The 11,960-nt window shown below is 59.0% G+C and carries 10 protein-coding genes and 1 pseudogene; 6 read left to right on the top strand and 5 right to left on the bottom strand.

Features of this window, described 5'->3' with window-relative positions; genetic code table 11:
- Positions 1-59: 59 nt before the first annotated feature.
- Complete coding sequence (locus HRH33_RS14920; RefSeq protein ID WP_167418016.1) at positions 60-1,013, bottom strand: TAXI family TRAP transporter solute-binding subunit; 954 nt, start codon at positions 1,011-1,013, stop codon at positions 60-62.
- Between the two features lie 229 nt (positions 1,014-1,242).
- On the opposite strand from HRH33_RS14920, the gene HRH33_RS14915 reads away from it, so the two are divergent.
- Positions 1,243-2,565, top strand: a complete 1,323-nt coding sequence (locus HRH33_RS14915) for a chloride channel protein (protein WP_167418015.1) — start codon at positions 1,243-1,245, stop codon at positions 2,563-2,565.
- A gap of 6 nt (positions 2,566-2,571) precedes the next feature.
- Here the strand turns inward: HRH33_RS14915 and HRH33_RS14910 are convergent, their stop codons facing one another.
- The 4 genes from HRH33_RS14910 to HRH33_RS14895 form a co-directional block, all read right to left on the bottom strand.
- Positions 2,572-2,730, bottom strand: coding sequence for a hypothetical protein (locus HRH33_RS14910; protein WP_167418014.1), 159 nt, complete (start codon positions 2,728-2,730; stop codon positions 2,572-2,574).
- Between the two features lie 41 nt (positions 2,731-2,771).
- Positions 2,772-4,190 (bottom strand): sugar porter family MFS transporter, encoded by a 1,419-nt coding sequence (locus HRH33_RS14905; protein WP_094066559.1) that lies wholly within the window; start codon positions 4,188-4,190, stop codon positions 2,772-2,774.
- Between the two features lie 94 nt (positions 4,191-4,284).
- Entirely contained in the window at positions 4,285-5,244 is a 960-nt protein-coding gene (locus HRH33_RS14900; RefSeq protein ID WP_167418013.1) for a sugar phosphate isomerase/epimerase family protein, read from the bottom strand.
- Complete coding sequence (locus tag HRH33_RS14895; protein ID WP_167418012.1) at positions 5,241-6,269, bottom strand: Gfo/Idh/MocA family oxidoreductase; 1,029 nt, start codon at positions 6,267-6,269, stop codon at positions 5,241-5,243. Before HRH33_RS14895 ends, HRH33_RS14900 begins: the two co-directional genes overlap by 4 nt.
- A gap of 342 nt (positions 6,270-6,611) precedes the next feature.
- On the opposite strand from HRH33_RS14895, the gene HRH33_RS14890 reads away from it, so the two are divergent.
- The 5 genes and pseudogenes from HRH33_RS14890 to HRH33_RS14870 all read left to right on the top strand — a co-directional run bounded on the left by HRH33_RS14890 (position 6,612) and on the right by HRH33_RS14870 (position 11,940).
- A complete protein-coding gene (locus HRH33_RS14890) occupies positions 6,612-7,637 on the top strand; it encodes a LacI family DNA-binding transcriptional regulator (RefSeq protein WP_167418011.1) in 1,026 nt (341 codons plus the stop codon).
- An 827-nt stretch (positions 7,638-8,464) separates the two neighbouring features.
- Positions 8,465-9,067 (top strand): annotated as a pseudogene (locus HRH33_RS26785) (methyl-accepting chemotaxis protein); the annotation flags it as partial.
- Between the two features lie 10 nt (positions 9,068-9,077).
- A complete protein-coding gene (locus HRH33_RS14880; protein WP_034138300.1) occupies positions 9,078-9,446 on the top strand; it encodes a response regulator in 369 nt (122 codons plus the stop codon).
- 30 nt (positions 9,447-9,476) lie between these two features.
- Entirely contained in the window at positions 9,477-9,794 is a 318-nt protein-coding gene (locus HRH33_RS14875; RefSeq protein ID WP_123479889.1) for an STAS domain-containing protein, read from the top strand.
- 16 nt (positions 9,795-9,810) lie between these two features.
- On the top strand, positions 9,811-11,940 hold the full coding sequence (locus HRH33_RS14870) for a chemotaxis protein CheA (RefSeq protein WP_167418044.1): 2,130 nt from the start codon (positions 9,811-9,813) through the stop codon (positions 11,938-11,940).
- The last annotated feature ends 20 nt before the right edge of the window (positions 11,941-11,960 follow it).

Genomic DNA, 11,960 nt, shown 5'->3' with positions numbered 1-11,960 from the left:
GCATGGAAAAAGGACGGAACGTTGGCGCAGCGATCCGCTGCGCCGTGCATCGCTCGTGGCTAGAGCGCGCCTTTTTCGGTGTAGTAGCGTTCGGCGCCCGGATGCAGCGCAATCGGCAGGTTCTTGGCGGCGTTTTCCAGGGTGATGTCCTTGGCTGCCGAATGAGCGTTGCCCAGACGCGAGAGGTTTTCGAACAACAACTTTGTCATCTGGTACGCCAACTCATCGGGCACGTCCGAGCGGGTCACCAGAATGTTGGTGATGGCAACCGTCGGCACTGGGTCAGGTTGGCCGTCATAGGTGTCGGCTGGAATCATCGCGCTGTGATAGGCCGCGTTGCCGATGTTCGCCACCACGTCCGCAGGGATGGCCACATAGTTCAGCGGCATCACCGATGACAAGTCACGGATGGCAGCCATACCCAGCCCGGAGGACTGTAGCGTGGCATCCAACTGCCGGTTCTTGATGAGCTCCACCGACTCGGCAAAAGGCAGGTATTGCACCTTGCCCATATCTGCATAGGTCAGGCCCGCCGCCTTGAAAATCGCCCGTGCGTTCAACTCGGTACCCGATTTCGGCGCGCCGACCGAGATGGTCTTGCCTTTAAGGTCCGCCAGTGTCTTGATCCCCGACTCTTTGCTGGCCACGATTTGAATGTAGTTGGGGTACGCGCCGGCAATAGCGCGCAACTTGGTCAGTGGTTTACTGAAGCCCGCTTCCTCGACGCCGTTCTTCGCATCCGCCACCGAGTCGCCCAACGCCAGCGCCAACTCGCCTCGACCCGATTGCAGCAGGTTCAGGTTCTCCACGGAGGCCTTGGTGGCCTGAACCGAAGTCTTCACGCCGGGGATGCCTTCGTTGTAGATCTGTGAGAGGCCGACCCCGATGGGGTAATACACCCCGCTGGTGCCGCCGGTCAGAACGTTGATGAATACAGGGGCTGCCTGTGTCGTGGTGGTCAGTGCCAGGGCTGCAGCAGTTGCCAACAGAATGAAGCGGTTCTTTACCAGCATGGGAATCTCTCCGGCTTGTTTTGTTTTTATTCAGAGCGACTCAACTGTAGTTGATTGATCACGGCAATGGCGACGGACGGTCATACTCTGTATCAGAATGACTGGCTGAGGCTGTCGAGGAGCGGTCAGGCGGGGGCCATGGTTAGCTGACTGCCGGTTGGACCTGACGGTTTAACCCGTTATTCTCGTTATTACATTTTATTGAGTCTCACAACGGGAATCCGCTCGGGTGATCAAACCGATATTGCTGATACGTCGCCGCTTTGCCTCTATCCGGTGGCGCACTCGAGTGACGCTCTGGGCCGCTGCTACCCTCGCCGGATTGCTGGTTGTGATGTTTGCCCGGCTGGCTGACCTGGCGCTGATGCAGTTCGCCCAACAGGCTGCCGAGCGGCCCTGGCTGCCGTTTATCTATACGCCGCTGATCGGCATGTTTGTGGTGTGGATGACCTCGCGATTTTTTGCAGGGGCCCAAGGCAGCGGCATTCCCCAGGTGATCGCGGCCACGCGGTTGGCGCACCAAGGCAAATCCGTGGATAAGTTGGTGTCGTTGCGTTTGGCTTTCGCCAAGATTGGCCTTGGAACTCTGGCCCTGACGGGAGGCTTTTCAGCCGGCCGTGAAGGCCCCTCGGTGCAAGTCGCCGCCTCAATCATGCATTGCTTTCACCGCTATCTGCCCAATGCACGTATCATCCGCGCTGAAGACCTTATCCTGGCGGGCGGCGCAGCGGGTATTGCCGCCGCCTTCAATACCCCCTTGGCCGGCGTGGCCTTTGCGGTAGAGGAACTGGGGCGCAAGCTGGAAACGCGCACCAGCGGGGTGTTGCTCAGCACTATTATTTTGTCGGGGATGGTCGCGATTGCCTTGCAAGGCAACTACAACTATTTCGGGCACTTCGACGTGCAAGAGGCCAATCTCGATATCGTTGTTCCGGTACTGGCGATAGGTATTGGCTGTGGCCTTATGGGCGGCTTGTTCAGTCGGATGCTCCTGTGGCCACAGCGTTATCGTCGTTTTGTCGTCTGGGAATGGCGCCGGCTGCATCCTGTCTGGTTCGCAGGGGGCTGCGGCTTGATCGTCGCGGTGCTTGGTTGGCTCAGTGGGGGGATGTCCTATGGCAGCGGTTACGGGATCACCTCCCAAATCATCGTTTCCGATGTTGGTTTACCCTGGCACGCGCCTATTACGCGTTTTCTTGCGACCGTAGTGACTTACTTTTCCGGCATCCCTGGCGGTATTTTTGCCCCCTCTTTGGCGGTAGGCGCCGCTGTCGGGGCCAATGTCGCCGACTACTTCGCCTTGGCGGCACAGCCCATCATTGCATTGTGCATGGTGGGGTTTCTGGCAGCGGTCACGCAGTCGCCGATCACCTCCGCAATCATCGTCATGGAGATGATCGACAGCCATGGCATGGTCATCAGTCTGATGGCGGTCGCGCTGATTGCCAAAGCGGTCAGCGCCAGGATGGGGCCCGAACTGTATCAGCAACTGGCACGTGGCTTTTTGCAATCGGAGAGCAGTGGCGCCGCTGCGCAAAAAGCCAGTTCGTAGAGGGGCTCAGTGCAGCAGCGGTCGCGCCGCTGACCTGAGTCTGTGCCGGTCCTCGTCCAGTCCCAGCGCAATGGTCGCGCGCTTGCGCAGCCATTCTGCGTGCTGGGTACGGGCAGCACTGAACATCGCCGGGTTTATCTGCGCCAGGCCTACAAGGGCCTTCATGAGGCGCAGATCGACTTCCAACAGGTCCGCGCCATCCCCGGCTAGCCATACAACCGCTGCTCAATCTCTTCGAGCGTGCTGCCGCGTGTCTCCGGGACCCATACCGCGACGAAGGTCAGGGACAGCAGCCCTGCGCCCACGAATACAAAGAAGGTCTGGCCGATCCCGAGCGTTGCCACCAGAGATGGAAAGAACATGCCTATCATCACGTTGGTCAACCAGAACGCAGCGATCGCCATACCCATACATCCGCCGCGGATGCGCATGGGGAAAATCTCTGCCAAAAGTACCCAAAAGGCAGGCCCGATCAGCCCTTGCATGCAGGCCAGGAACATCGCCATGGCTGCGAGGATAAGCATGGCGCGGGTCACGGAGGGGTCGACAAAAACTGAAACCAGGCCAATCAACAGTAAAGACAATGTGGTGCCGGTGAAACCGAGCAGCATCATGGGGCGACGGCCCACGCGGTCCAGCAGAGCAATGCCCACGAACGTTGCGCCAATCGAGATGATGCCGTTTACGACGTTGGCGATCAGTGCACTCCGCTGTTCCAGGCCGGCTTCCGTAAGGATCTGGGTGCCGAAGTACATGATCGAATTGACGCCGGTCAGTTGCGATGTCACCGCAATACCGATGCCAATCAAAAATATGCGTCGCGCGCCTTTCTGAGACAGGTCGCGCCAGCCACCTTTCTTGATGAATCGTTCGTTGCTGATCTGCTGGGTGATGGCCTCCATTTCAGCCTTGGCATAGTACTCTTCCCGTACGAGTTTCAGGACTTCCAGGCCCTCTCTGAAGCGGCCTTTGGTTGCCAGCCAGCGCGGGCTTTCGGGCATGTAGAGCATTCCCAACCAGAGTGCTACGGCTGGCAGCGTGGCCAAGGCAAGCATCCAGCGCCAAACACCATCGAGATCGCCGAACACATTGCCCAGGGTGGCGTTGGTGGTGAAAGCCAGGAATTGCCCGGTGACGATCATCAATTCGTTACGGGTAATGATGCGCCCGCGAATGCTGGACGGAGCCATCTCTGCGAGGTATGCCGGCACCACCACCGATGCGCCGCCCACCGCTAACCCCAGGGTAAAGCGGGCGGCCACCATGACATTGAGCGTGGGCGCCAGGGCACACGCCAATGCGCCAAGAAAAAACAGCACGGCGAGGAACAAAATGATACGGCGCCGGCCCTTGAGGTCCGATAAGCGACCGCTGCACAGCGCCCCCAGCATGGCGCCGATCAACAAGGCACTGGCGACCAAGCCTTCGGTAAAAGGCGTTAGCCCCAGGTCATCTTTCATGTAGAGCAGGGCGCCATTGATGACGCCGGTATCGAAGCCGAACAGCAGGCCGCCAAACGTGGCGATCCATGTCACTTTTTGCAGGTAACGCTGTGCCTGGCGTTTTTGAGGGCTTGCATAGGCGACTGAAGTGTCCGCCGTATTTCCGTAGGAATTAATTGTCATTGTGATATTCCTGACTGAAACTCATTGGGGTGCTCACTCGCCGTTGCGGTGAGCGATCGAATAGGGAATTACATGGGTTTTCTCGCGCTGCGATTCAGATGGACTGGGGTTTGAAGTCGCTGGCGGCAACTGGCATGACACTCTTGAGCAGTCTTACGGATTTTTCCAAACCCTCGAGGCTGTTGAGCAAAACGTCCTCATGCTCGATCGATAGCCAGCCATCGTAGCCAGCCATTTTCAGGCGATAGCAGAACTGCCTCCACCATTGCTCGCCGTGGCCGAACCCGAGCGTGATGTAGGACCAGCTACGGGATGAGATATCCATCAATGAGCCATTTTCCAAAAGTGAGTCCACGGCCTGGACCGGAGCATTAAGCAAGGTGTCTTTGGCATGCACATGGTAGATGGCGTCGCCCAGTGCCTCGGCGGCTACCAGCGGATCAGCGCCCATCCAGAACAGGTGAGAAGGGTCCAGGTTGGCGCCCAGCACCGGCCCGATTGCGTTGCGCAGCTTCAGCAGCGAACGGACGTTGTAGACGCACTGGTTACCGTGCAATTCCAGAGCGATACGCTCCACACCATTTTCCTTGGCCAGGTCGGCCATCTCGCTCCAGAAGGGCAGCAGGCGTTCTTCCCATTGGTAGCGCAGCATTGTCTGGGTTTCCGGAGGCCATGAGGCAACCACCCAGTTCGGCATGCTGTCGCCGGCCCGACCTTCCGGTAATCCAGACATGGTGCAGACAGTCTTGACGCCCAGTTCCCCGGCTACGCGTAGGGTGTCCCGCAGGCATTGGCCTTGTTCAGGCTGCGTGGGATGCAGAGGGTTGCCGTTGGCGTTGAGGGAAATGATTTCCAGGTTGTGCTCCTGGAAGCTGCGTTTGAGTGCCTTGCGGTCGTCGGCACTGGCGAGCATCTGTGCCAGGTTAAAGTGTGGCGCGGTCGACCATCCGCCGGTGTTGATTTCCAGGCCCGATACTTCCAGGCGTTCAGCCTGCTTGAGCATCTCGCGCAGTGGCAGGTTACCGAGGCTATCGGTGACGAATCCCAGTTTCATGATGTAGCGCCCTCGTGCGGCTGATAGAAGGGGGGGGCTTGCAGCGTGGGCAAAACCACGCGGCGCCGCTGATTGAGTGCCTCAATGCCGGCTTGGGCGACCACGGCTGCGCAATAGCCATCCCAGGCATTCGCGGCAAAGGCAGGGAAAATGCCTGTATTGATAAATTCCACGAATGCTTTGTTTTGCAGGCGATAGGCGTCGGCGAACCGCGGCCGCCAATCGGCGGCATACTTTTCAAACCCCTGAAGACGGGTGTTGAAGCGAGCATGTACCGGTGTGGCCAGTTGCACGGAACCTTGCTCGCCCACCAGCTCGCCACGTACGTCGTACCCATAATGGGCGTTGTTGTTGATTTCGATGTTCACCAGTTGGCCTTCACGGGTTTCCAGCACCATGAATACCGGAGCACCGACGCCGTCCGTGGACGTGTGAGCGGGTTGGAACACTGAAATAGCCACGTATTCGGTGTCGAGCACGTGACGCGCCACATCGAATTCATGTGGCGCGGAGTTACTGATCGCCATTTGCCCGCTGAAGTTGGCGGGGGCTTCTACGTTGCGGTGGAAGTTGTGCATCATCACCGCCCGACCTATCACGCCGTCGCTCAAGGCATTTTTCATTTCCCTGTACGAAGGATCAAACCGGCGCATGAAGCCCAGCTGCACGAAGTGGCGACCCTGAGACATCTCTCTGTCGATCACGGCCAGGCACTGGTCCGGGCTTTGAGACAGCGGCTTTTCACACAGTGCCGGTTTCCCGGCCTCGATGGCTGCCATGGTCAGGCCCGCATGGGTTTCGTCCGGGCTGGCGATGATAATTGCATCGACATCGGACCTAGAAAGCGTGAACAGCGGATCAGTGGATACGTCCGCGGCGCCGTAGCGGTCAGCGATCAGCTTGGCTCGTTCTGGCGACGCATCGCACACCACATGCAAAGTGGCTCCCGGAAGGTCTTGGGCAATAATGCGGGCGTGGTCTTCCCCCATAATTCCGGCGCCGATAACGGCGATTCGTATGCTCATATTCAACTACCTATCAATGGGCGACAGTCATCAACGCTGCGTCGAATAGGCGCATGGGTTGATTGGGAAAGGAGATGGACGGTGGGGCAAAAGCGGCGCAGCCGTGGCGGTCGAATCCAACCGATGAGGCGAGTTATTCATGGGGGCGATCCTGACGGTTTGTTGTGTTTGTTATGCCGCGATTATTAGCACCGCAAAAGCAATCATCAAGGAGCACCAAAGGCGCTTTATGATGTGAATCACCTCAAATTCGAAAATGCGTTGATAGCCGTACTTGCGCTTGAACACACTGGCCAGGGCGGTGATATGGTGTAAAAAACATCAAAAGAGGGCGGGCTATAGATGACCACACAAACTTCGGCGCGCTTATGGAAGGGCCCCACGGTTCAACAGGTCGCCAAGGTGGCCAGGGTTGGGGCAGCGACCGTCGATCGTGTACTGAACAACCGCCCCGGCGTACGGGAAAACACCCGTCTGAAAGTGCTGGCGGCGCTGGATAAGCTGAAGAAAGATCTGGCTGACGGCATGGCAACGTTGCAGATCAAGCTATTTTGCGACTCGGGCGAAACCTTCAATGCTACGTTGGCCGACGCCGAGACGCTGGTGAATGCTTCGACCCCTGGCGTCGTCGTGCATGGCTACTATGTGCCGACTAACCAGGTCGATCCCGCCTCTTTTGCGGATCAGGTTCAGGCCGAGGGCGTCTCGGCCGATGGTGTGATCGTCGTATCGCGCGAGCATCCGGCGATCAACCGAGCGATCCGCAAACTGCGCAGCCTCGGTATTCCCGTTGTGTGCCTGACCACCGATCTTCCTAACTCCGGGCGCAGTGCTTACGTGGGGAATGATCAATACGCCGCGGGCAGTGTCGCCGGGTTGCTGATAGGCAACGCACTACCTAAAGAACCGGCGAAGATCCTGCTGGTGACCAGCGTGCCGTTTCGCTGCCAGCAAGAGCGAGAGATGGGGTTTCGTAGGGTGCTGCGCTCCGAGTTTCCGTATCTGAAAATCGACGAACGAGTGATGTCCGACGATCGCCCTCAGACCACCACTGAACAATTGAAGCGTTATTTTTCCAAGCATGAGCACCCGGCAGCCATCTACAACGTGGCCGGCGCCAACCGAGGCGTTGCTCAGGCGATAGAGACGCTTGCGACTGAGGATCGGCCTTTTTTCGTCGGTCATGAGCTTACGGTTCATACGCGAGCACTGCTGGAGGCCGGCGTCATGGATTACGTGATCTCCCATGATTTCGTCGGCGAGACGGCCGCCGCGGTGCGTTGGATACGCGGCGCGATTGAAGGCGCGGCGACAACGCCACCTTCGACACAAATCTTGATTCACACTCGATATAACTGTGGTCCTTGAGTGCGCTGTTAGCCTTCGGCCGCGCCGTCGAACGTCCCATTAGATCGAACAGCAGCCAGCTCGGGCCCTGTGGGGCGCGTAGGGATTTTCCTACTCTGTAACTGCAATCCTTAGGTGTAAATCAGGATGCTCTGATAGTTCCGTCGCCATTACTTAGCCATCATCTCTTCAGATCAACAAAAACGGGCATCCCAAGAGCGGATGTCGCGCGCCGGGTCCCGCCGGATCCGCACTGAACTGGAGAGATGAAGGTGAAAGGACAGGTAATTTCCTCCCCCCTGATCTTGATGCTACTGCCGGCAGGTTTGACCGCAGTGCTCGGTTGCGCCGCGATTGTGATCAACGCGGACTTCACCCTACGCAGTGCGGTCAGTTGCGCTGGTGTGCTGTTGGGCTCGCTGTTCATGGGTCTGTGGAACAAGCGTCTAGTGGGCAGCCGTTCCCACGCCCGGCAAGACGATCAGCCAGGTCACCTGCCGCCGGCCATTTCAGCCTATGAAGGGCTGGGCGAGGTGTGCGCGCAGGTCCTGCCGATCTGGAGTCACCAGATCGAAGCGGCGCGCATCCTCAGCGAGGAGTCGATCCTCAAGCTGAGCAACCGCTTTGCGACGTTGTCGGGAGACATCAGTGCGTCCGCTTCCCACGGCGCAGGCCAGAATTCGGGCACGCGGTTGCTGGAAATCCTGGAAGTGGGTCAGCGGGACCTGGATTCAATCATGGTTGCGCTGCGCGATGCGCTTTTGCGCAAGGAGTCGGAGCTCAAGGAGATCTTGCTCCTCTCTGATTTCACTTCGCAGTTGCAGGAAATGGCCAACTTTGTCGGTGATATTGCCCAACAGACCAATTTGCTGGCGCTCAACGCCGCTATTGAAGCCGCGCGGGCGGGGGATGCCGGACGCGGCTTCGCGGTGGTGGCGGATGAAGTGCGCAAGCTGTCCAGTTTGTCCGGGGAGACGGGGCAGAAAATCAGCGAAACGGTGAACACCGTCAATGCTGCCATCTCCCGCACCGTCGAGCTTTCCCGGCATCAGGCGCAGCAGGATTCCCACACCTTGGCTCAGTCAGAGCACCTGGTGTCCCAGGTGATCGCGCACTTCCGGCATAACGCCCAGGCCATCGTCGACACCAGCAGCAGTCTTCAGCAGCAAAGCGAAAACGTTGCCACCGAGATCTCGGGGGTACTGGTCGCTCTGCAGTTCCAAGATCGGGTGGGCCAGATGCTTTCCCTGGTCAATAACGATCTTTGCAAGCTGCATTCGCATATCGCCGAACGCCAGCAACTGGCCCTCGCCGGCGCTGCGCCTGCGCCGATCATCGCCGATACCTGGCTTGAGCAATTGGCAAGCACCTACACGATGCCTGAACAGCACGCGATTCATCACGGCAAGCCTGTGGCGAGCAGTCCCTCATCCGAGATCACTTTTTTCTAGGGAGTTTCCCATGAGCAAAACCATCCTGATTGTCGATGACTCTGCCTCCATTCGCCAAGTGGTGAGCATCACCTTGAAGGGCGCCGGATACGAGGTCATCGAAGGTGTCGACGGCCGCGATGCCCTAACCAAGCTTGACGGTCGCAAGATCCACCTGATTGTCAGTGACGTGAACATGCCCAACATGGACGGCCTGAGTTTTATCAAAGCCGCCAAACTGCTGGCGCCCTACAAGTTCACGCCCGTGATCATGCTGACCACCGAAACCGGGGAGGCCATGAAACAACAGGGCCAAGCCGTCGGTGCCAAGGCTTGGATTATCAAGCCCTTCCAGCCGGCCCAGATGCTCGGTGCCGTCTCCAAACTGATCATGCCTTAGGCGCCCAGAGCCCCTGGAAAGGAGGTTGTCATGACAAATACCACGGCTTGTCTGCGTCGGATTCTGGTTCTCGAAGGGCCGCTGACCATATACACCGCCGCTGAGCGTAAAGACCTGTTGCTGGAGCTGTTTCCCTTGGCGCAGGAAGTGGAACTGGATCTGGGTGGGGTGGACGAAATCGACACCGCCGGGCTCCAGCTGTTGGTAGTGATCAAGCAGGCGTCACTGCGCCACGGTTCCAGCCTGCTGCTGAGCAACCCCAGCACGGCGGTACTCGATGCACTGGACATGAGCGGGCTGTACAGCTTATTCGACGAGTCGGCCACGCCTCGTCACCAGAGAGGTTGAAACCATGAGTTCGCCCATGAATCTGGACGACGTGCTACAGACGTTCATCGCCGAAAGCCAGGAGCTATTGCTCTTGATGGAAGACGCGCTGCTGCAGATCGAACAGGCGCCGGATGATACCGACACCATCAACGCGTTGTTTCGCGTCGCCCACACCATCAAAGGTTCTGCCGGCCTGTTTGGCTTAACGCCGATCGTTGCCTTTACCCATGTGGCGGAAAGCGTCCTGGATCGGGTGCGCGGCAATGAACTGCGGGTGGACGAATCGCTGAGTGCGTTGTTCCTCGAAGTGCGGGACCACTTGTGCACGCTTATTGAGTTGCTTGCCAGCCACGGTGACCTGCACGGCATGACCGCAGAGCACGAGCAGCAGGGCGCGGCGTTGGTCGAGCGTCTCAACCGTTACCTGGACAACCGTCACGAATCGCAGCCAGCCCCAATGCCGATCGAACCGCCGCAATCGGCTTGCGCTGCGCGTTGGCATCTGTCCCTTCGCCTGTGTCCCGACGCTTTGCGTAACGGTATGGATCCGCTGTCGTTGCTGCGCTACCTCAACAGTTTCGGGCAAATCAGTGCGGTCGTGTGCATTACCGAGGGGCTGCCGGATATCGCGGCGATGGATCCGGAAACCTGTTACCTGGGGTTTGAACTGGGGTTTGTCAGTGACGCCGGCCAGGCCACCATTGAAGGGGCCTTCGACTTTGTTCGTGAGGGCAGCCAGATCTGCGTGTTGCCGTGCGACGGCGACTTAACCGGTCTACGGGCGTTGATCGGCCGTCTCGAAGCCGAGCCCGATGCCATGGTCGAGGCCTTTATTGCGTGTGGTTCGGTGACTCGTGAGCAATGGCTGGCCGGTTCGTCTTCTGGCGCGCCGACGACCTATGCGGCGACCCCCGTGGTGCCGGACCAGGCGACTCGCGATGACGTGACCAAAAACCGTGGGGCGAAAGAGCCGCGTTCGGCCGAAGGCAATCTGATTCGTGTCGATGCCGGCAAGCTGGATCAACTGATCAACCTGGTGGGCGAACTGATCATCGCCGGCGCCGGCGCCAATCTGGGGGCCATCCAAAGCGGCATCGGCGAGCTGATCGAAGCGACAAGTTCGCTCTCGCGTCTTGTCGAGGAGGTGCGCGACTGCGCCCTGACCCTGCGAATGGTGCAGATCGGTGGCACGTTCAATCGCTTCCAGCGGGTGGTGCGCGATGTCTCCAAAGAACTGGGCAAGGACATTGCCCTGCAGGTCCTTGGCGCTGAGACCGAGCTGGACAAGACGGTGGTCGAGCGCATCGGCGATCCCCTGACCCACCTGGTGCGCAACGCCATGGACCACGGCATCGAAGCCTCCCACCTGCGTCGTGAACGCGGCAAGCCGGAGCAGGGCACGGTTCGCCTCAATGCCTATCACGAGGCCAATAGCATCGTTATTGAAGTCAGCGACGACGGTGGAGGCCTGAACAAGCAACGCATCCTGGCCAAGGCGATAGAGCGCGGCCTGGTAGCCGAAGGGCAACCGTTGGCTGACGGCGAGATTCTCAACCTGATTTTCGAACCCGGCTTCTCCACCGCCGACCAGGTCAGCAACCTGTCCGGGCGCGGCGTGGGGATGGATGTCGTCAAACGGAACATCGTCGCCCTGCGAGGCTCGGTCAGCCTGGAAAGCGAGGAGGGCGTGGGCACCACGGTGCGTATCCGCCTGCCGCTGACGCTGGCCATCATCGATGGCTTTTTGATCGGGGTCGGCAATGCCTCCTATGTCGTGCCGCTGGACCTGGTCGAGGAGTGCATCGAACTGTCGAGCGACGACTACGGCAATCAAGAATTCCTCGACCTGCGGGGTGCGGTGCTTCCCGTTCTGCGCCTGCGCGAAATGTTCGCCATCGATGGGGCTAACCCTGGCCGTGAGAACGTCGTGGTGGTGCATTACGCGGGGATGCGGGTGGGCCTGGTCGTCGACCAATTGCTGGGTGAGTTCCAGACGGTGATCAAGCCGCTGGGCAAGATTTTCGGTACAGCCCATGGACTGGGCGGCTTCACCATCCTGGGGAACGGAGCAGTCGCGTTGATCCTGGATATACCCAAACTACTCGGGCAAGTCGCCAGCCAGCAGAAGCACGGTACGACCCTCAGCCCTGAATTGACTCAATAGTTTTTCCACGGAGTACAGCA

Source organism: Pseudomonas rhodesiae, from assembly GCF_013285305.1.
GTDB classification, from domain to species: domain Bacteria; phylum Pseudomonadota; class Gammaproteobacteria; order Pseudomonadales; family Pseudomonadaceae; genus Aquipseudomonas; species Aquipseudomonas rhodesiae.
Note: the sequence above shows the minus strand (reverse complement) of the source record. Positions and strands in the feature narration are given on the sequence as shown.

Excerpts from the sequence above, each read along its gene's own strand:
- HRH33_RS14890 (WP_167418011.1), top strand. The coding sequence starts at position 6,612 with ATGACCACACAAACTTCGGCGCGCTTATGGAAGGGCCCCACGGTTCAA.
- HRH33_RS14920 (WP_167418016.1), bottom strand. The coding sequence starts at position 1,013 with ATGCTGGTAAAGAACCGCTTCATTCTGTTGGCAACTGCTGCAGCCCTG.
- HRH33_RS14895 (WP_167418012.1), bottom strand. The coding sequence starts at position 6,269 with ATGAGCATACGAATCGCCGTTATCGGCGCCGGAATTATGGGGGAAGAC.
- HRH33_RS14905 (WP_094066559.1), bottom strand. The coding sequence starts at position 4,190 with ATGACAATTAATTCCTACGGAAATACGGCGGACACTTCAGTCGCCTAT.
- HRH33_RS14900 (WP_167418013.1), bottom strand. The coding sequence starts at position 5,244 with ATGAAACTGGGATTCGTCACCGATAGCCTCGGTAACCTGCCACTGCGC.
- HRH33_RS14910 (WP_167418014.1), bottom strand. The coding sequence starts at position 2,730 with ATGAAGGCCCTTGTAGGCCTGGCGCAGATAAACCCGGCGATGTTCAGT.
- HRH33_RS14870 (WP_167418044.1), top strand. The coding sequence starts at position 9,811 with ATGAATCTGGACGACGTGCTACAGACGTTCATCGCCGAAAGCCAGGAG.
- HRH33_RS14875 (WP_123479889.1), top strand. The coding sequence starts at position 9,477 with ATGACAAATACCACGGCTTGTCTGCGTCGGATTCTGGTTCTCGAAGGG.
- HRH33_RS14880 (WP_034138300.1), top strand. The coding sequence starts at position 9,078 with ATGAGCAAAACCATCCTGATTGTCGATGACTCTGCCTCCATTCGCCAA.